This window comes from Caballeronia novacaledonica, from assembly GCF_900258035.1.
Classification (GTDB): Bacteria; Pseudomonadota; Gammaproteobacteria; order Burkholderiales; family Burkholderiaceae; genus Caballeronia; species Caballeronia novacaledonica.
In genome coordinates this window covers 1-19,789 of record NZ_OGTP01000027.1, presented here as the reverse complement: position 1 = coordinate 19,789, position 19,789 = coordinate 1, and the positions used below count along the sequence as shown (strand labels likewise).

17 protein-coding genes are annotated in these 19,789 nt (G+C 63.8%); 12 read left to right on the top strand and 5 right to left on the bottom strand.

Annotation, left to right across the window (positions count from 1 at the left end; translation table 11 throughout):
- The first annotated feature begins 175 nt into the window (after positions 1–175).
- From NOV72_RS27135 to NOV72_RS27090, 10 genes are all read left to right on the top strand, one after another.
- Complete coding sequence (locus tag NOV72_RS27135) at positions 176–1,093, top strand: STAS domain-containing protein (RefSeq protein WP_106857619.1); 918 nt, start codon at positions 176–178, stop codon at positions 1,091–1,093.
- Between the two features lie 62 nt (positions 1,094–1,155).
- Positions 1,156–1,515, top strand: a complete 360-nt coding sequence (locus tag NOV72_RS27130) for an STAS domain-containing protein (protein WP_106857618.1) — start codon at positions 1,156–1,158, stop codon at positions 1,513–1,515.
- A 21-nt stretch (positions 1,516–1,536) separates the two neighbouring features.
- Positions 1,537–1,977: an anti-sigma regulatory factor gene (locus tag NOV72_RS27125; protein ID WP_106857617.1), complete on the top strand. Its 441-nt coding sequence runs from the start codon at positions 1,537–1,539 to the stop codon at positions 1,975–1,977.
- Positions 1,962–3,026 (top strand): ATP-binding SpoIIE family protein phosphatase, encoded by a 1,065-nt coding sequence (locus NOV72_RS27120; protein ID WP_106857616.1) that lies wholly within the window; start codon positions 1,962–1,964, stop codon positions 3,024–3,026. The genes NOV72_RS27125 and NOV72_RS27120 overlap by 16 nt, the downstream gene beginning before the upstream one ends.
- Positions 3,023–4,750 (top strand): ATP-binding protein, encoded by a 1,728-nt coding sequence (locus NOV72_RS27115; RefSeq protein WP_245933165.1) that lies wholly within the window; start codon positions 3,023–3,025, stop codon positions 4,748–4,750. Before NOV72_RS27120 ends, NOV72_RS27115 begins: the two co-directional genes overlap by 4 nt.
- Positions 4,747–6,666 carry a hybrid sensor histidine kinase/response regulator gene (locus NOV72_RS27110; RefSeq protein ID WP_106857615.1) on the top strand — a complete coding sequence of 640 codons (1,920 nt, stop codon included), beginning with the start codon at positions 4,747–4,749 and terminating at the stop codon, positions 6,664–6,666. Before NOV72_RS27115 ends, NOV72_RS27110 begins: the two co-directional genes overlap by 4 nt.
- Before the next feature lie 34 nt (positions 6,667–6,700).
- Complete coding sequence (locus tag NOV72_RS27105) at positions 6,701–7,507, top strand: SDR family oxidoreductase (RefSeq protein ID WP_106857614.1); 807 nt, start codon at positions 6,701–6,703, stop codon at positions 7,505–7,507.
- Between the two features lie 15 nt (positions 7,508–7,522).
- Positions 7,523–8,455 carry a 3,5-dioxohexanoate:acetyl-CoA acetone transferase gene (gene kce, locus NOV72_RS27100; protein WP_106857613.1) on the top strand — a complete coding sequence of 311 codons (933 nt, stop codon included), beginning with the start codon at positions 7,523–7,525 and terminating at the stop codon, positions 8,453–8,455.
- Positions 8,456–8,473: 18 nt separating this feature from the next.
- Entirely contained in the window at positions 8,474–9,418 is a 945-nt protein-coding gene (locus NOV72_RS27095) for a 3-hydroxyacyl-CoA dehydrogenase (RefSeq protein ID WP_106857612.1), read from the top strand.
- A gap of 49 nt (positions 9,419–9,467) precedes the next feature.
- Entirely contained in the window at positions 9,468–10,988 is a 1,521-nt protein-coding gene (locus NOV72_RS27090; RefSeq protein ID WP_106857611.1) for a class I adenylate-forming enzyme family protein, read from the top strand.
- On the opposite strand, the gene NOV72_RS27085 is transcribed toward NOV72_RS27090, so the two are convergent.
- The 5 genes from NOV72_RS27085 to NOV72_RS27065 all read right to left on the bottom strand — a co-directional run bounded on the left by NOV72_RS27085 (position 10,981) and on the right by NOV72_RS27065 (position 16,088).
- On the bottom strand, positions 10,981–12,420 hold the full coding sequence (locus NOV72_RS27085; RefSeq protein WP_106857610.1) for an efflux transporter outer membrane subunit: 1,440 nt from the start codon (positions 12,418–12,420) through the stop codon (positions 10,981–10,983). The genes NOV72_RS27090 and NOV72_RS27085 overlap by 8 nt on opposite strands.
- Before the next feature lie 10 nt (positions 12,421–12,430).
- On the bottom strand, positions 12,431–13,573 hold the full coding sequence (locus NOV72_RS27080) for an ABC transporter permease (protein WP_106857609.1): 1,143 nt from the start codon (positions 13,571–13,573) through the stop codon (positions 12,431–12,433).
- Positions 13,570–14,514 carry an ABC transporter ATP-binding protein gene (locus NOV72_RS27075; RefSeq protein ID WP_106857608.1) on the bottom strand — a complete coding sequence of 315 codons (945 nt, stop codon included), beginning with the start codon at positions 14,512–14,514 and terminating at the stop codon, positions 13,570–13,572. The genes NOV72_RS27080 and NOV72_RS27075 overlap by 4 nt, the downstream gene beginning before the upstream one ends.
- Positions 14,511–15,467 (bottom strand): HlyD family secretion protein, encoded by a 957-nt coding sequence (locus NOV72_RS27070; protein ID WP_106857662.1) that lies wholly within the window; start codon positions 15,465–15,467, stop codon positions 14,511–14,513. Before NOV72_RS27070 ends, NOV72_RS27075 begins: the two co-directional genes overlap by 4 nt.
- 240 nt (positions 15,468–15,707) lie before the next feature.
- Complete coding sequence (locus tag NOV72_RS27065; protein WP_106857607.1) at positions 15,708–16,088, bottom strand: nuclear transport factor 2 family protein; 381 nt, start codon at positions 16,086–16,088, stop codon at positions 15,708–15,710.
- Between the two features lie 195 nt (positions 16,089–16,283).
- On the opposite strand from NOV72_RS27065, the gene NOV72_RS27060 reads away from it, so the two are divergent.
- Together NOV72_RS27060 and NOV72_RS27055 are read left to right on the top strand one after the other, a co-directional pair.
- On the top strand, positions 16,284–18,707 hold the full coding sequence (locus NOV72_RS27060) for a penicillin acylase family protein (protein WP_106857606.1): 2,424 nt from the start codon (positions 16,284–16,286) through the stop codon (positions 18,705–18,707).
- 364 nt (positions 18,708–19,071) lie between these two features.
- On the top strand, positions 19,072–19,446 hold the full coding sequence (locus tag NOV72_RS27055) for a DUF4148 domain-containing protein (protein ID WP_106857661.1): 375 nt from the start codon (positions 19,072–19,074) through the stop codon (positions 19,444–19,446).
- Positions 19,447–19,789: the final 343 nt, after the last annotated feature.

The window sequence follows — 19,789 nt, the reverse complement described above, 5'->3', positions numbered from 1 at the left end:
CCGAAGTAATCCGCTAATCCATTGCGCTACAAGGCGTTCCGGACTGTCGAATTTTGGGACGACGTGCTACATTCCGAGCGCCTTGCGTCGCATTATTTCGATCATCTTCGCGGCGACGCAACAACCAACTTCCGGGGCTCGGCGCCCGATAACATCATTCGCACAGGATTTCGGCATGGAAATGGTCGGCGGAATGCGGCTTGCCCAGTTGTTCACCAACAATCAGGAGCAGCTGCTCGCGGAGTGGTTCGCGCAACAGCACGCCATCGCGTCGCGGCGCGGGCTCGTCGGGGAAGCGGAACTGCGCAATCAGTTCACGCAGTTCGTCTCGCTGCTGATGACGGCGCTCAGCACCTCCGAGCGCGTCGATTTCAAAGCGCCCGCGTGGCAGGAAGTGCGCGCGTTTCTCGCGGAGATGTCCGCGCAGCGGGCGCGTCAGGGCTTCACGCCGGTCGAGACCGCGATGTTCGTGTTCTCGCTGAAGCAGCCGCTCTTCACGCGTCTGCGCGAGACGCTCGGCACCGATGCCGCGACGCTCGCCGATCTCACCTGGACCATCAGCACGCTCTTCGACGAACTCGGCCTCTTCACGACCGAAGTCTTTCAGACGAGCCGCGAGCAGGTCATCGTGCGCCAGCAGCAGGAACTGCTCGAACTGTCGACGCCCGTCGTGCAGTTGTGGGACGGCATTCTCGCGCTGCCGCTCATCGGCACGCTCGATTCCGCGCGCACACAGGTCGTGATGGAAAACCTGCTGCAGAAAATCGTCGAGACGGGCGCGGCGATCGCGATCATCGACATCACCGGCGTGCCGACCGTCGATACGCTCGTCGCGCAACACTTGCTGAAGACGGTCGCGGCCGCGCGGCTGATGGGCGCGGACTGCATCATCAGCGGCATTCGTCCGCAGATCGCGCAGACCATCGTGCATCTGGGCGTGAATCTGTCGAACGTCACGACCAAGGCGACGCTCGCGGCGGCCTTCGTCATCGCGCTGCAGCGCACCGGCAAGTCGGTGACGGGCGCGAGCGCGCAGGACGCGACGCGCGCGCTGCGTCCGAACGACGGCTTCGACGCGTTGCAACCGGAATGACGCCGCATCTCGCCATTCGAAGCACGCATCGAACGCAACGCGACTGAACGGGGCCTTACGCGATGGAACGCATTCCGATTCTCAGGATGGGCAAGCTGCTGCTCGTCACCATTCAGGTCGACATGCACGACCGGCTCGCGCTCGCGCTGCAGGACGATCTGACGAGCCGCATCGTGAAGGACGGCGCGCGCGGCGTGCTGATCGACATTTCCTCGCTCGACGTGGTCGATTCGTTCATCGGGCGCATGATCGGCAACACGGCGGCGATGGCGCGCGTGCTCGATGCGGAGACGGTGGTCGTCGGCATGCAGCCGTCGGTCGCGATCACGCTGGTCGAGCTGGGGCTCACGCTTTCGGGCGTGCGCACCGCGCTCAACGTGGAGAAGGGCATGGCGCTCCTCGCGGGCAACGGCACGGTCTGACGGCCGGATGCGAACGACGCCATGACGATCTTCAACTCCACAGCCGCGCCGACGTCCGCCTCGCCGCCCGACACGCTGCCGATCCGCTCCGACGAGCAGATCGTGCGGCTGCGCCAGTTCGTGCGCGAGAAGGCCGTCGCGCAAGGCCTGTCTCTCATCGATCAGACCAAGTTCGTGACGGCGGCGAGCGAGCTGGCACGCAACACGCTCATCTATGGCGGCGGCGGCGACGTTCATTGCTATCTCGTCGAGCGCAATGGCCGCCGCGGCCTCAAACTCGAATTCGTCGACAACGGCCCGGGCATTCCGGATATCCAGCGCGCGCTGTCGGATGGCTTCACGTCGGGCAGCGGCCTGGGCCTCGGCCTCGGCGGCGCGAAACGCCTGTGCGACGAGTTCGAGATCCGCTCGGCGCCCGGCGAAGGCACGCACGTTTCGATCACCAAATGGAAACCGTTCTGAAGGAATCGATGGCCGCGCAGCAGCGCTACGAGATCGCCGAGGCGAGCCAGATCGCCTATGCGCGGCGCTCGATCGGCGAACTCGCGCGCGGGCTCGGTTTCAACGAGACGATCGCGGGCGAGCTCGCGATCGTCGTCACCGAATGCTGCACGAATCTGCTGAAGCACGCGGCGCGCGGCGAGCTGCTCGTGCGGCCGCTCGTCAATGCCGGCGCGGGCGCGACGTTGCGCTACGGCATCGAAGTGCTGTGCATCGACAGCGGTTCGGGCATTCACGATCTGCATCGCTGTTTCGAGGACGGCTACACGACCGCCGGCAGTCCCGGCACCGGCATGGGCGCGATCGAGCGCCTGTCCGACGAGCTCGACATCTGGAGCGCGCCGGGGCGCGGCAGCGTGCTGCGGGTCGTGTTCTGGAATGCGCCGGGCCCGGCGAACGCGCCTGCCGCGCAACTGACCTACGGCGTCGTGAATCTGCCGCTGCAAACGGAAACCGTTTCCGGCGATGCGTGGGCATGTCACACGAATCAGGGCGAATTCACCGTGCTCGTCGCCGACGGCCTCGGTCACGGTCCGCTCGCGAACGTCGCGGCGATCGAAGCGGCGAAGGCGCTCGCCGCGAACGGCGATCTGCCGCTCGACCGCATCATGGACGCCGCCAACGAAGCATTGCGCCCGACGCGCGGCGCGGCGGTCGGCATCGCGCGCATGCCGGCGTTCGCGTCGATGTCGGGCATGCCGGTTTCGTACGCGGGCATCGGCAATATTTCCGCGAGCGTGTGGACGGAAAGCTCGCACAAACATCTCGTGTCGCACAGCGGCATCGTCGGGCACGCGGCGCGGCGCGCGCAGTTGTTCGACGTGCCGTATCCGCCGAACGCGCTCGTCGTGCTGCATTCGGACGGCCTCACGTCGCGCTGGGATCTCGCGCGCTATCCGGGTCTCGCGATGCGTCATCCGGCGCTCGTCGCGGCGGTGCTGTACCGCGACTTCTCGCGCGGCCGCGACGACATCACCGTATTCGTCGCGCGCGTGACCGGAGGCGCATGATGACGCAGCCGCTCTACGCGATGCCTATCGAGGACGAGCGCGACATGGTCGCGGCCCGCGTGAAGGCGCGCGACGCGAGCGCGGCGCTCGGGTTCTCGCCGCAGGACCAGACGCGCATTTCGACATCCGTTCTCGAAGCGGCGCGCACGGTGCTGATGGCGGGGCAGCCGGCGCGCGCGGAATTTCTCGTCGATCAGAGCGAGCGTTCGCGACGCTTCGTCGTGCGTTTCCTGACGGCCGCCGGCGCGGGCGAGCGCTTGCGCGCGATGCGCAACGACGACTCGCAAGCCGCGCTCGGCCTGCTCGCGGCGCAGCGCCTGATGGACCAGTGCACGATCGCCGACGAAGCGGACGGCGTCACGTCGATCTCGCTCGCGAAAGCCTTGCCCGACGGCGCGCCGTGCGATGTGCAGGCGGTCGGCGGCGCGCTTTCGCGTCAGTCGGACGAAGATACGGCGGCGGAATTGCAGCGCCAGAATCGCGAGCTGATCGCCGCGTTCGCCGATCTGCGCGAGCGTCAGGAAGAACTGACACGCCTGACGCGCGAACTCGAGGACACCAATCGCGGCGTCGTCGCGCTCTATGCGGAACTCGACGCGCGCGCGGATCATCTGCGTCGCGCGGACGAATCGAAGTCGCGCTTTCTGTCGAACATGAGCCACGAGTTCCGCACGCCGCTCTCGTCGATCCGCGCGCTGTCGAAGCTCTTGCTGGAGCGTATCGACGGCGATCTGACGGAAGAGCAGGAGAAACAGGTGCGCTTCATCCGCAAGGCGGCGGAAGATCTGTCGGAAACGGTCGACGATCTGCTCGATCTCGCGAAGATCGAGGCGGGCAAGATCGAAGTGCGTCCGGCCGAATTCGAAGTCGATACCCTGTTTTCGGCGCTGCGCGGCATGTTGCGGCCCCTGTCGCCGGGCGGCGCGGTGGAGCTCGTGTTCGAGTCGTGCGAAGGCCTGCCGCCCATCCGCACCGATGAAGCCAAGGTCGCGCAGGTGCTGCGCAACTTCGTGTCGAACGCGCTCAAGTTCACCGAGCGCGGCGAAGTGCGCGTCGCCGCGAGCTATGACGACGTGCGCCGGCTCATCACGTTTTCCGTCAGCGATACGGGCATCGGCATCGCGCCCGAGCATCAGCAAGTGGTGTTCGAGGAATTCGGGCAAGTCGAGAACCGGCTTCAGCAATACGTGAAGGGCACGGGGCTCGGCCTGCCGCTGTGCCGCAAGCTCTGCAAGCTGCTGGGCGGCGACGTTTCGCTCGCGAGCGAAGCCGGGCGCGGCTCGACCTTCAGCGCGACGATTCCCGCTCACTACGGCGCGGACTTCGACACGGCGCATCATGCGGCAAGCGATCCGCGGCCCGCCGTGCTGATCGTCGCGAGCAATCCGATCGAGCGGCTCGACTGCGAGGCCGCGCTGCGCGATTCGTCGTATCGTGCGATGAGCGCCGCGACGCTCGACGAAGCCGGCCGCCTGCTCGCGCGCACGCAGCCCGCCGCGCTGCTGCTCGCGGTGCGGCCCGCGCCGTCGGAAGCGTGGATCTGGCTCGCCGCGCTGCGCGCGCAGGCCGCGACGCGCAGCATTCCGATCGCCGTGCTCGGCGACGCCGGGGATCGCGACGAAGCGCAGGCGCTCGGCGCGGCCGCGTTCATCGAAAAGCCGGTCGGCGGCGGAGCGTTGCCGGGCGTGCTGGACGCGGTGACGGGCAAGGGACGATCATCATGAGAAGCGACCGGAACGAGGTGCTGATTCTCAACGTCGACGACAACGACGGCGCGCGCTATGCGAAAACGCGCATTCTGTCGCGCGCGGGCTTCAACGTGATCGAAGCGGCGACGGGCACCGCCGCGCTGGAAAGCGTGCGCCTGGAAGCGCCCGATCTCGTGCTGCTCGACGTCAAGCTGCCCGACATCAACGGGCTCGAAGTGTGCCGGCAGATCAAGGCGTCGGCGGAGACCGCGAACACGCTCGTGCTGCAGACGTCGGCGGCGGCGGTGCATAGCCTCGATCGCATTCGCGGTCTCGAAGGCGGCGCGGACAGCTATCTGACCGAACCCGTGGAACCCGCCGAGCTGATCGCGCACGTGCGCGCCCTGCTGCGCGTGCGGCTCGCGGAAAACGCGTTGCGGGAGAGCGAAGAGCGCTTTCGCCAGCTTGCAGAAAATATCGACGATGTGTTCTGGATGCTCGATCCCGCATCCGGCGAATTGCTCTACGTGAGCCCCGCATACACGCATCTCTTCGATACGGGCGGCGGCGCGCCCGCTCCCGTGCCCGGACCGGATCACTGGTCCGGCGATATTCTTCCGCTGGATCGCGAACATGTCGCCGAAGCGTATCGGCAATTGCTCGCGAACGGCACGCCGTATCAGGTGGAATATCGCATCGTGCGCGCGAGCGGCGGGCCGCGCTGGGTGGCGGAGCGCGCGTTTCAGGTGCGCGGCGCGGCGGGCCATCCGGCGCGGCCGTATCGGATTGCGGGCATCGTCAACGATATCTCCGAGCGCAAGGCCGCCGAACTGCTGCTGCGCGAAGCGGACCGCCGCAAGGACGAATTTCTCGCGATGCTCGCGCACGAGTTGCGCAATCCGCTCGCGCCGATCCGCAATGCGGTGGATTTGCTCGATCCCGATCGCGAGCCCTCCGTGAAGCACTTCGCGACGGTGCGCGCGATCATCGACAGACAAGTCCGGCACCTGAGCCGTCTCGTCGACGATCTGCTCGATGTCGCGCGCATCACGCAGGGCAAGATCACGCTGCGTCAGGAAACGGTCGAGCTCGCGGCGGCGATCGCGGCGGCCATCGAGACGGTGCAGCCCGCGCTCGAACGCAAGCGCCATACGTTGACGGTGAAGCTGCCGGATGCGCCGCTTTACATCGTCGGCGATAGCGTGCGGCTCGCGCAGGTGTTCGGCAATCTGCTGTCGAATGCGTCGAAATACAGTCTCGAAGAGGGCGAGATCGCGATCGAGTCCGAACAGTTCGGCGATGAAGTGCGCATCGTCGTGCACGACAAGGGCATCGGCATCGCGCCCGACATGCTGCCGCATATCTTCGATCTCTTCGTGCAATCCGAGACGTCGCTCGAACGATCGGAGGGCGGGCTCGGCATCGGCTTGCCATTGGCGAAGACGCTCGTCGAGTTGCAGGGCGGGCGTATCGAGGCATTTTCGGCCGGGCCGCAGACGGGCAGCGAGTTCGTCGTGTGGCTGCCGCTCGCGATGGACCCGCAAGTGGCCGCGCAGGGCGTCGGAGAAGCGCCGGTGAACGTGGCGAGCGGCAAGCGCGTGCTGCTCGTCGACGACAGCGTGGACGCGGCCACGGCGATGGCGCTGCTGCTCGAAGCGGACGGCTTCGAAGTGCGCACGGCCCACGACGCGGCCGAAGCGCTCGCGCTCTCCGATGTTTTCGCGCCGCAGATCGTGCTGCTCGACATCGGTTTGCCGGGAATGGACGGCTACAGCCTCGCGGCCGAGATGCGCGCGCGTCCCGCAACCGCTGAAGCGTTGCTGATCGCGGTGACGGGTTATGGACAGGCGCACGATCGGCAGCGCTCGAAGGAAGCGGGCTTCGATCATCATCTCGTGAAGCCGGTCGCGTTTGCGGAGATTCGGCGGGCGGTGTCCGCGAAGTTCGCGTAGTCGGGATATCGCCTCCTCGAACAAGGAGACATGCATGACGGTTCTTCAGATGCTGAAACCGCACGCGGGTCTGCGCGTGCTCGTCACGGGCGGCGCATCGGGCATCGGGCTCGTGATCGCGCGCGCGTTCATCGATGCGGGCGCGCGCGTGCACATCTGCGATGCGAGCCCCGACGCGATCGATGCGCTGGCGAACGCCGAAGCGAGCGTGGAGTGCAACGCGATCACGTCGACGCTCGCGGATGTCGCGGACAAGGCAGCCGTCGAGCGCGTGTTCGCCGACGTGCGGCGCGAACTCGGCGGACTCGATGTGCTCGTGAACAACGCGGGCATCGCGGGCCCGACGGGCGGTATCGAAGAAATCGATGTGGACGAGTGGGAACAGACCATCGACGTCAATCTGAACGCGCAGTTCTACTTCGCGCGCCGCGCGGTGCCGCTGTTGCGCGAGGCGCATGGCGGCGGGACGATCATCGCGTTGTCGTCCGTTGCGGGACGGCTCGGCTACGCGTTCCGCACGCCTTACGCCGCGACGAAGTGGGCGGTCGTCGGCATGACCAGGAGCCTCGCGATCGAACTGGGGCCGTCGAATATCCGCGTCAATGCGATACAGCCGGGCATCGTGAAAGGACCGCGCATCGAGCGCGTGATCGCCGCGCGTGCGAAGCAGTTGAATCTGTCCTATGAAGAGATGGAAAAGCAGTATCTCGCGAAGATTTCGCTGCGCCGGATGACGACGCCCGAGGAAGTCGCGGCGACCGCGCTCTTTCTCTGCTCGCCCGCGGGCGGCGGCATCTCGGGACAGGCGATCTCCGTGTGCGGCAACGTGGAAGTCCTTTAATCGCAAGAGGATCACATGGCAACGAAACGCAAGGTCATCATCACGTGCGCGCCGACGGGCGCGATCCATACGCCTTCGATGTCGCCGTATCTTCCGCTGACGCCGCAACAGATCGGCGATGCGGCGCTCGCGGCCGCGCAGGAAGGCGCAGCGATTCTGCATCTGCACGCACGCGATCCGAATGACGGGCATCCGACGCAAGACCCCGCCGTGTTTCAGGAATTTCTGCCGCGCATCAAGGCGAATACCGATGCGGTCATCAACATCACGACGGGCGGCAGTCCGCACATGACGGTCGCGGAGAGATTGAAGCCTGCGCATCATTTCAGGCCGGAAGTCGCTTCGCTCAACATGGGCTCGATGAACTTCGGCCTCTATCCGATGCTGGAGCGCTTCAAGGACCTCAAGTACGAGTGGGAGCGCAAGCATCTGGAGAATAGCCGCGATCTCGTGTTCAAGAACACCTTCGCGGATATCGAATACATCCTGACATCGTGCAGCGCGAACGGCACGCGCTTCGAGTACGAGTGCTACGACATCTCGCATCTCTACAATCTCGCGCACTTCGTCGATCGCGGACTCGCGAAGCCGCCGTTCTTCGTGCAGAGCGTATTCGGTTTGCTCGGCGGCATCGGGCCGCATCCCGAAGATCTCGCGCATATGAAACGCACCGCGGATCGTCTCTTCGGCAAGGACTATGTGTGGTCGATTCTCGGCGCGGGCCGCAATCAGATTCCGCTCGGCTCCATCGGTGTCGCGCAGGGATCGAACGTGCGCGTCGGTCTCGAAGACTCGCTGTGGATCGAGCCGGGCAAGCTCGCCGAATCGAGCGCGGCGCAGGTGCGCAAGATTCGTCAGGTCATCGAAGGATTGTCGCTCGATATCGCAACGCCCGCCGAAGCACGCGAGATGCTCCGGCTCAAGGGCGCGAGCGATACCAATTTTTGACGTGAGGACGAGACGCGGATGCAAGCGAAGAACATTGCGGTGATCGGTTCGGGCCGCATCGGCCGTGCGTGGGCGATCGTGTTCGCGAAGAGCGGCTTCGACGTGAAGCTTCACGATGCATCGGCGGAGATGCTCGCGGGCGCGATTCCGTCGATCCGCGAAAGCCTGCGGGATCTCGCGTCCTTCAAGCTGATCGATGAACCCGTCGATATGATCGTTGCACGCATCACCGCGTGCGAAAGCCTTGCCGATGCCGTCGCCGATGCGGATCTCGTGCAGGAGAACATCGCGGAAGTGGTCGAAGCGAAGCGCGCGTTGTTCATCGAACTGGATCGGCTGACGAAGCCCGATGCGCTGCTCGCGAGTTCGACGTCGGGGCTGCCCGCATCGACATTCACGGAAGGGTTCGAAGGCCGCGCGCGGTGCCTCGTCGCGCATCCGGTGAATCCGCCTTCGCTCGTGCCGCTCGTCGAGCTATGCGGCGCGCCGTGGACCTCGCATGAAACGATGGAACGCGCGCGCGCCATCTACGAACGAGCGGGACAAAAGCCCGTGACCGTCAACCGGGAAATATCGGGCTTCTTGCTCAATCGTCTGCAAGGTGCGCTGCTCGACGAAGCATTGAGTCTCTACGAACAAGGCTATGCGAGCGCCGCCGATCTCGACACCGTGATTCGCGACGGACTCGCGATGCGCTGGTCGTTCATGGGGCCGTTCGAAACGATCGACCTGAACGCGCCCGGCGGCGTGGCCGATTACGCGGCGCGTTACAGCGGCACGTATCGATCGATCGCGTCGGGGCGCAAGCCGTTCGACTGGCCCGCCGACACGCTCGACAAGCTCGATGCGGAACGCCGCGCCGTGTTGCCGCGCGAACGCATCGAAGCGCGCAGCCGCTGGCGCGATCGTCGATTGATGGCACTGCTTGCGCATCGGCGCGATGTCGATGACGGTGACGTCTAGCATGAGCGTTATCATTCGGGCCTCAGGGTCACGAACGATATCGCCCGATATGGATACGAACAAGCTCATCGCGTCGTTGCCGGAGAGAATCGATGCGATCGTCTCTCGCGGCGCGCAGGCGCATCCCGATCACATCGCGTTGCATGAGGACGCGCGGACGCTGACCTATGCGCAACTCGACGATGCCGTCGATGCGCTCGCCGCGCGTTTGACAGCCGCGGGCGTGCGTGCCGGCGATCGCGTGATGCTGATCGGCGAGAACAGCGTCGCGCTCGTCGCATCGCTCTTTGCCGCGAGCCGCCTCGATGCATGGGTGCTCGTCGCGAATGCGCGCCTTTCCGCCGTCGAGCTCGATGCGATTCGCGCGCATGCGAAGCCGCGCATCGCGCTTTATACCGTCGAAGCGTCCGATGACGCCGCGCGTCACGCACAACGCGACGGCGCTTCGGTCGAATCGTTACCGATGGGCGCATTCGCGCTGAGTGCCATCGATACGGCTTCGGAGCAAGAACCGCATGGCCTGCCTTCGGACCAGCAATGCGCCGCGCTCATCTACACGACCGGCACCACGGGCGCTCCGAAAGGCGTGATGCTGTCGCATCGCAATCTGCTCTTCGTCGCGGCGGTTTCGAGCACGCTGCGCCGCGTGAGTTCGAGCGATCGCGTCTATGCCGTGTTGCCCATCTCGCACGTGTTCGGTCTTGCGTCGATGTGCCTCGGCTCGCTGTATGCGGGCGCGACGCTGCGGCTCGCCGCGCGCTTCGACGTCGAGCGCGCGGGACGCGTGCTCAGCGACGAACGCATGACGATCTTTCAGGGCGTGCCCGCGATGCACGCGAAGCTGATCGATCATTTCACGCCGCGCGGCGGTCTGAATGCGCCGTCGCTGCGATTCGTCTATTGCGGCGGATCGCCGCTCGACATGACGCTCAAGGCCGCTGCTGAAGCGTTTTACGGCGTGCCCTTGCACAACGGTTACGGCATGACCGAAAGCAGCCCGACCGTATCGAACACGCTTCTCGACGCACCGGCGCGCGATGCGTCCGTCGGTCCGTTGATCCCCGGCATCGAAGCGCGTATCGTGCCGCTCGCGCAAGCAGGCGAAGCCGACGACGCGGGCGAACTATGGATACGCGGTCCCAACGTGATGCTCGGCTACTACCGCGATGCCGCGCAAACGGCGGCCACGGTAACGACGGATGGATGGCTCAAAACCGGCGACCTCGCGCGCTTCGAGAACGGCAATCTGTACATTGTCGGACGCAGCAAGGAGCTCATCATCCGTTCGGGTTTCAACGTGTATCCCGCCGAAGTGGAGCAGGCGTTCAACAGTCATCCTGCCGTGCTGCATTCCGCCGTGATCGGTCGAAGCGTTTCGGGGAACGAGGACGTGCTCGCGTTCGTCGAACTGAGGCCGGGCTACGCGGCGTACGAACGCGAACTGGCGGAATGGGTGAGCGCACGGCTCGCGCCGTACAAGCGGCCTTCATCCATTCGCATTCTCGACGCGCTGCCGGTCTCCGCGAGCGGCAAGGTGCTCAAGCATCGGCTCGGGACGCTCGCTAATTAGTTGCGGATGCAACCGGTTTGATCGCCGCCTTCGTGTCTTCGCCTGCGCCGCCGAGCGACTGGAAAAGCGCGGCCGTGTCGGAAAGGCGGTTCGCCTGCGCGAGCGCGTAATCGAGCTGCGTTTGCAGCGCCTGGCGTTGCGTGTCGAGCAAATCGAAACGGCTCACGCCGCCTGCGGTGAAGCGCGCGCCGGCGGTATCGAGATTCGCTTGGGCTTCACTCGCTGCGATCTCGCGCGACTGGACTGTGCTCGTATCGTTTCGCAGCGCGGTGAGGCTATCGGCGACTTGCTGGAGCGCGTCGAGCACGGTTTGCCGATAAGCCTGCATGGCCGCATCGTAGGCCGCTTGCGCCGAACGCTTCTTTGCAAGCAGTTCGCCGCCATGAAACAGCGGCTGCGTCAGATTCAGGCCGACATTCCATACGTTCAGGCTGTCGAGCATGTTGTGGATGTTCGTGCGCTCGCTGCCCACGCCCGCCGATAACGAAAACTTCGGATAGAGATCGGCCGTCGCCACGCCGACGTTCGCGCTCGCCTGGTGCAGCAAGGCTTCGGATGCGCGAATGTCGGGACGTTCGCGTGCGAGCGTCGAAGGCAGCGTGAGCGGCACGCTGTCGGGCAGATGCAGCGAATCGAGCGTGATCGCATCGAAGTCGGCGGCGGACGGCTCGACGCCGAGCAACACCGCAAGCCGATGATCGGCCTGTTCGCGTTGCGTGACGAGCGACGGCAGACTCGCGCGCGTTTGCTCGACCAGCGTGCGCTGGCTGCGCACATCGAAGGGCGCGACGCCGCCCGCTTGCAGGCGGCCTTCCATGATGGTCAGTTGCCGCGCCTGTGCATCGACGAGGCGCTCCGTGAGCGTGATCTGCTGCTGCAACGAAGCACGCCGGATCGCGCTGGCGACGACATTGCCCGCGATCGAAAGACGCGCCGCATCGAGTTCGAAGGATTGGTAATCCACTTGCGCGCGCAATGCTTCGAGCGCGCGCCGTTCGCCGCCGAAGATATCGAGCGTGTACGACACACTGACCGACGCATCGTAGAGCGTGAAGGGACCGGGGCTCGGAATGGGCACGCCGAACGCGGCGGGATCGACCTTTTGGCGCGTGGTGGAAAGCGAGGCGTCGATGGCGGGGAAGTACGTCGCGCCCGCTTGCGCGCGATAGTCTTCACGCGCTTGAACGAGCTTCGCACGCGATTGCTCGAGCGTGGGGCTATCGTTCAATGCACGATCGACGAGACGGTTCAGCGCATCGGAACCGAACTGCGTCCACCATTGCGGCAACGCGCGATCGGCGGCGGGAAAGTGTTGCGGCGTCGCGCTTGTCTTGACATAGCGCTGCGAATCGGGCGGCGCGGGCGCATGAAAGTCAGGGCCGACCGTGCAGCCGCATAACACGAGCAAGCAAAGAGGAAGAAGCGGTTTCATCGACGTCTCCCTAATCCAGCGTGCGCCGGTAGAAGCGCAGCGCAATGCCCATCACGATGACGGTGAACAGCGCCATCGGCCAGACCGAAGGCCACAGGTCCGCCCAGCCGCTGCCCTTGAGCAGAATGCCGCGTATGAGGCGATTGAAGTAGGTGAGCGGCAGAAGATTGCCGATGAACTGCGCCCACGCCGGCATGCCCGCGAACGGAAACATGAAGCCCGAAAGAAGAATGTTCGGCAGGAAGTAGAACATGGTCAGTTGCATCGCCTGAAGCTGATTCTGCGCAAGCGACGACAGCGTGATGCCCACCGTCAGATTCGCGGCGATGAAAAGCAGCGCGGCGAGATAGATGGCAAAGGGATTGCCGACGAACGGCACGTGAAACACGAAGCGCGTGGCCGCGAGAATGATCGATGCCTGAATGAGACCGATGAACACGTACGGCACGATCTTTCCCGTCATCACTTCGACGGGGCGCACGGGCGTCGCGAGCAGATTCTCCATCGTGCCGCGTTCGCGTTCGCGCGTCATCGCGAGGCCGGTCATCATCACGAGGGTCATCGTGAGGATCACGCCCATCAGGCCCGGCACGACGTTGTATTGCGTGATGCCTTCAGGGTTATAGAGGCTGTGGACCTGCACGTCGAAGGCGGCGGGCGCGCCGTTCAGCCGCGCGAGCGGACCGGTGAGGTCCTTGCTTGCCACCGATTGCACGAGCGAGGACAGTGAACTGGTCGCCTTGCTGACCGCGTTCGGATCGGTCGCGTCGGCTTCGACGAGCAGCGCGGGCCGCTCGCCGCGTAGCAGCTTGTGCGAGAAATCGGCGGGAATGTTGAGCACGAAGAGCACGCGGCCTTGCGCGAGTGCGCGGCGGCCGGCTTCGTCGTCGGGCAGCGTGTCGACGATATCGAAGTAGTCGGAATGCTCCATCGCGGCGATGAAGCTGCGCGAGAACGCGCTTTGATCGCCGACGATCACGGCCGTCGGCAGATGCTTCGGGTCCGTATTGATGGCATAGCCGAAGAGCGCGAGCTGCACGATCGGCAAGCCGACGATCATGCCGAACGTGATGCGGTCGCGCCGAAGTTGCAGAAACTCCTTGATCACGATGCTCCACCAGCGCGTGATGGAGAAGCGCCCACGCGCGCTCACGAGGCCACCTTGAAGTTGTCGGTGGCGTGACTCATCAGATAGATGAACACGTCTTCGAGCCCGGTTTCGATGCGTTCCGCGTGCGTTGCGCCGTCTTTCGTCGCATCGCGCACGGCCTGTTCGAGCGCGGCATGATCGCTGCCGCTCACATGAAGCGACGAGCCGAACACGACCGTCTGGTCGATGCCGGGAGTCTTGCGCAAGCGTTCCGAGAGCGCGCTGAGATGCTCGCCATGAATGCTCCACGTCGCGAGATTCTGCGACGCGATGACTTCGTTCGCCGTGCCCTGCGCGAGCAGCTTCCCGTAAGCGATATACGCGAGCTTGTGACAGCGCTCGGCTTCGTCCATGTAATGCGTGCTGACGAGCACGGAGATGCCTTTCGCAGCGAGACGATGCAGCTCTTCCCAGAAATCGCGACGCGCGGTGGGATCGACACCCGCAGTCGGTTCATCGAGCAACAACAATTTCGGCTCGTGCAGCATGCATGCAGCCAGTGCGAGGCGTTGCTTCCATCCGCCCGAAAGCGAACCTGTGAGTTGCTTTGCGCGGCTCTGCAAGCCCAGCGCTTCGAGCGCGTGATCCACGGCTTCGCGGCGGTTCTCCATCTGATACATGCGCGCGACGAAGTCGAGATTCTCGCGGATAGTCAGGTCTTCCCAATACGAGAAGCGTTGCGTCATATAGCCGACGTTGCGCTTGATTTCTTCGCTCTCGCGCACGATGTCGTAGCCGAGACACGTGCCGCTGCCCGAATCGGGCGTGAGCAGGCCGCACATGAGGCGGATGGAGGTCGTCTTGCCGCTGCCGTTCGGACCGAGAAAGCCGAAGATCTCGCCGCGCCCGACCTGCAACGAGACATCGTTGACGACGTGCTTGTCGCCGAAGCGCTTGTTGAGAAGGTGTACGTCGATGACGTAGGGCGTGTCCTGCGTGTTCATTGCAACCTCACCGCGACCGGTTGGCCGGGATGCAGCTTCGCTCCGTCGGCGGGCTGAGGGTGCGCCTCGACCATGAACACGAGCTTCGAGCGGCTTTCGTTGCTATAGATGACAGGCGGCGTGTATTCCGCCTGATTCGACACGTAGGTGATCTTCGCGGGCACATCTTCCGCGCAGCCGTCGCAATGAATCGATACGGCGCGCCCCGTCGCGAGACCGCCCACTGCGGCTTCCGGCACGAAGAAGCGCACCTTCACGTTCTGCGGCGGCAACATCTGCACGACGGGCGTGCCCGCCTGCACCCATTCTCCGACGCGATAAAGCGTGTCGTACACGAGTCCATCCGCCGGCGCCGCGACGCGCTTCTGATCGACTTTCCATTGAGCTTGTACGGCGAACGCCTGCGCGGCGGCCACTTGCGCGCGCTGCGCTTCGATCTGCCGAGGACGTCCGGGCAGACGCGCGATGTCGACCTGTTCGGCGAGATCACGCACTTGCGCCGCCGTGGCATCGGCATTGGCCCGCGAATCGTCGAGTTGTCCCTTGGCGATGCCGCCTGCACTGAACTGTGCTTCGTCGCGGCTCAGTTGCAGCGCGGCCTTGCGGGCGTTCGCGCGTGCCTGCGCGAGTTGCGCGCGCACCGAAGCGACTTCGGGTGCGCGTTTCCCTGTGAGGATGTCTGCTAACTGCGATTGGGCGGCGGCCAACTGGCGTTGTGCCTGATCGAGCGCGGCGGTTTCGTCGACGGATTCGAGCGCGAACGTGCTCGTGCCCTCTTTCACTGTTTGCCCGCGCGCGACGGACAAGGTCGCGAGCTTGCCCGATTGCGACGAGCCGAGATAAACGAACTCTCCTTCAACATAGCCCTGATAGACGTCGCGCTCCTGATGCGAGCACGCCGCGAGTGCCGCGGCGAGAAGCAGGTAAAGGGGTATGCCGGTGATGCGGCTCATGGCGCGCTCCATGATCGGGTGTATCTGGTCTTGGTTGGTGTACCAAACAATAAAGGAGAGCGGTCCTCGCTGTCAAGCGACGCGTGCGGGCGCTACTAAGGCGTTATAGCGAAGCAGGTAAAAATTGCAAGGTCGAGCACGGCGGTATCAAAATGCTGAAATGCGATCAGGCATCGCGCGTGTTTCGTCTTGGTCGATACCACGATGCCTCACAGAATGATCTGCAATCCGAAAAGAGTCCTATAGAAACCCTCCCTCTGGCGCTTCGTGCGGAATCATCCATCCGAAGAAGACCTGGGCATCGACGAGCTTGCCGTCGCGGATCGTCAGAATCTCGGTGTTGCGAAACGCGCTTCCATCCTTCATGCGCAGATCGTAGGTGACGAACACGTGGTCGGCGTCGCGTACGAGATGGACGAACGTGAAGTCGTCCGTTACGTGTGAATTCGGCCAGCATCGCGCGAAATAGGTCGCGCGGTCGAGACGATTGTCTCGCGGGCTCGTGAAGTGGAAATCGTCCGCGACAATGGCTTCGATCGCGTCACGGTCTTGCGTGACATACGCTTCATAAACGCGCTTCGCGATCGAGATCGGGTCGAGCGATTGATTTGAACTGTTCATCGTGTTTCTCCTTTGTGGGCGCCGTCGCTCGATTCGACGAATGAACGTCGTCCCGTTCGACATCATTTCCCGCATGCAGACGCGGATGGATGTATCCGAATGTAACCCCCATCGGCTATAACGGTTTTGCGCGCCGTCCGTATTCGCATTACATTGCGATATCCGAGTGACCTGATAAGAAACGGAGACGCCACGATGAAGGGAAGAAAAAGACAACACATGCTCGCGCTGATAATCGGCGCATCGCTTTTCGGATCGCTTGCGTCGAAGATCGCGCAAGCCGATGCGCCTGCAGTCGAAACCATTGCTGTGGCTGGCCTCTCGCAGCCCTCGGACATTCTGATCGACCGCTGGGGTGTACCGCATATCTTCGCAGCCAACGACAGCGACGCGTTCTTCGTGCAAGGCTTCAACGCCGCGCGCGACCGCATGTTTCAAATCGATCTATGGCGCAGGCGCGGACTCGGCGAGCTCTCGGAAGTATTCGGCCCTGCGTATGTCGAGCAGGACAAGGCCACGCGGCTCTTTCTCTATCGCGGCGACATGACGACCGAATGGCAGCGCTATGGTCCCGATGCGAAGCCGGCCGCGACGCGCTTCGCGGCGGGTGTCAACGCGTATATCGACTGGCTCGTGGCGCATCCGGACCGCATGCCGTACGAGTTTCGCAAGATCGGCTATTGGCCGGCAAAGTGGAGTGCCGACGACATCGTGCGCATTCGCAGTCACGGTCTCACACGAAATCTGACGAGCGAAGTCGCGCGTGCGCGCGTGGCGTGCAAGAGTTCGCTCGACGCGGATACCGTGCGCTTCGGCCTGCAGCCGCCGTGGAAGGCTCAAATGCCCGCCGGCCTCGATCCATGTCTTCCCGATGACGTGCTCAAGGTCTTCACGCTCGCGACACAAGGCGTGCGCGTGACGAAGGAATCGATGAAGAGCGCGGATGCATCGACAACATTGATCGCCGCCGCCGACAACCCCGAGGAAGTCACCGAAGGCAGCAACAACTGGGTGATCGCGCCATCGAAGTCGGCGACGGGCCGCGCGATCATGGCGAACGATCCGCATCGCGCATACGCCGCGCCGAGCCTTCGGTACATCCAGCAGATCAGCACGCCGACGCTCGATATCATCGGCGGGGGCGAGCCTTCCGCGCCGGGCATTTCGATCGGGCATAACGGTTCGATCGCTTACGGTCTCACGATCTTCAATATCGATCAGGAAGATCTGTATGTGTACGAGCTGAATCCGGCGAATCCGCGGCAGTATCGCTACAAGGGCAAGTGGGAGCCGATGCGCGTCGTGCGCGAGCAGCTCGCGGTACGCAACGGGCCGCCGGTCGCCGCCGATCTGCTGTTCACGCGTCACGGTCCCGTGATCTATATGGAAGAAAGCAAGCATCGCGCATTCGCGGTGCGCACGGCGTGGTTGTCGCCGGGCATGTCGCCGTATTTCGATTCGATGCGCTACATGCGGGCGAAGAATTACGCGCAATTCAAGGCATCGCTCGCGACCTGGGGCGCACCGACCGTCAATCAGGTCTTCGCGGACAAGGACGGCAACATCGGCTGGGTGCCGAGCGGGCTTGCGCCGATACGTCCGAACTGGGACGGCCTCATGCCCGTACCCGGCGATGGCCGCTACGAATGGGCCGGCTTCTTGCCGCGCGATGCCATGCCTTCGGCCTATAACCCCGCGCAAGGCTATTTCACCACGTCGAATGAGATGAACTTGCCGGCGGGTTATCCGTATGCCGAACGCAAACTCGGCTTCGAATGGACCAACGGGTCGCGACATCAGCGCATCGATGAAGTCTTGAAGTCGCTGCCCAAGGTGTCGATCGAAGACTCGGAGCGCTTGCAGAACGATATCGTTTCGATTCCGGCACGCAGGCTCGTTGCATTGCTTGCACCGCTTTCGAGCGATGACGACGACACGCGCGCCGCGCTCGCGATGCTCAAGGGATGGGACGCGCACATGGACGCGGATTCACCGCAAGCCGCGCTCGAAGAAGTGTGGCTGTCGCGGCATCTCGGACGCACGTTCAAAGATGCGGTGCTGCCGAAGAATGCGGCGTCGTCGTTCGGCGCGCCCGATACGGCCGTGATGCTCGATACGCTCGAACATCCCGAGGCACGTTTCGGCGACAACGCGCAAGCCCGTCGCGATGCCGTGCTGCTTTCGAGCCTGCACGATGCCTTTGAAGAGATGCGGCATCTGCAAGGAAACGATGCAAGCCGATGGCAATGGGGCAAGCTGCAAACGAATCTGAACGCGCATCCTTTGGCCGATATCGTCGATGCCGATATGCGCGCGAAGCTCGATGTCGGACCGATCGGAAAGGGTGGAAGCGCTTATACGCCGAATCAATCCACGTATCGCGCGAGTGATTTCCGCGAGACCAATGGGCCATCGTTTCGTGTGGTCGTCGATGTCGGCAACTGGGACAACTCGCGCGCGGTGAATCTGCCTGGCGAGTCGGGCGATCCGGATAGCCCGCATTATCGCGACCTCGCGCAGATGTGGCTCGACGGGCAGTACTTCCCGCTGCTGTATTCGCGCGCGGCCGTCGAAGCCGCGACCGAGAAGCGCGTGCATCTCGTGCCGGACGCGCATTGAGCATCGGGCGCATGCTTGTCATTGTTGCGGGATCGACAAAGCATCTTCAACGCGAGCAGCGATGATCTTCGCGTCGGCTTGCGTCACAATCTGATCGCGGTGGACGGGCGCTGGCTGGCGCCTTGCCGGACTCCTCATCCGGTTCGTCCTCCGCGCCTCCCTTATTGTTGTCGACACTCGTTCGACGGAAATCGCACTTCGCCGTGGGAATAGATCGCGACGTGTCCGGGTTTACCAATCGAAGCCTCTACGCTTGAAACCGGGATCGAGTGAGTCGAAGCCGCGCAAGGGCCCTGTGCGTTCGATGAGGTTCGTGGATCGCGTATGCGATCCGTTCAACCTTTTCTGTCGGAGTGTGAACATCATGAACGCCATTGCCAAATTTGTCGTGTCCCTCGCCGTGGTCGCTGCGCCCACGTTCGTTTTCGCGCAGAGCCAGAACGGTCCGCTGACGCGCGCACAAGTGAAGGCCGAACTGGTCCAGCTCGAACAGGCCGGCTACTCGCCTGCCACGGGCGAGCAGGCCAACTATCCCGCCGATATTCAGGCTGCGGAAGCGAAGGTCGCTGCACAACAGAACGCGAACGCAACGAACGAAGCCTACGGCGGCGCGAGTGCGGGCGGCGCATCGTCCGGTTCCGGCTCGATGCGTGCGCCGATGTCGATGAAGCATGGTTCGATGCCGGCATCGGATTGCGTCGGGCCTGCGGGATTCTGCACGCCGTTTTTCGGAAGCTGAGTTGCCGGGTGATCATCGGGCGCGAGAAGATAGGTCATGCCTTTTCGCGTTCGCAGTCGGGACATTGAGCTTTCGAGGCGCTTTACGGCTTCAGAAAAATAATTTGCGCAGGGGGCTTGCGATGACGTCATTGGCCCGTCATAATCTCGTTTCTCTGCTGCTGATGCAGCGACGCAAGACGGAAGTGATGGTTTGAGTGTCTTGCGATGTGCTCTTTAAAAACTAACAGCCGATAAGTGTGGGCGCTTGATAGCGAGTGCGGTTGTGGTGCTTAGGCGCTGCAGCAATAGCAAAAGTATCAAGAGTCTCACACGAAGTATCAGAGGAAGGTTTGTCTGTCTTA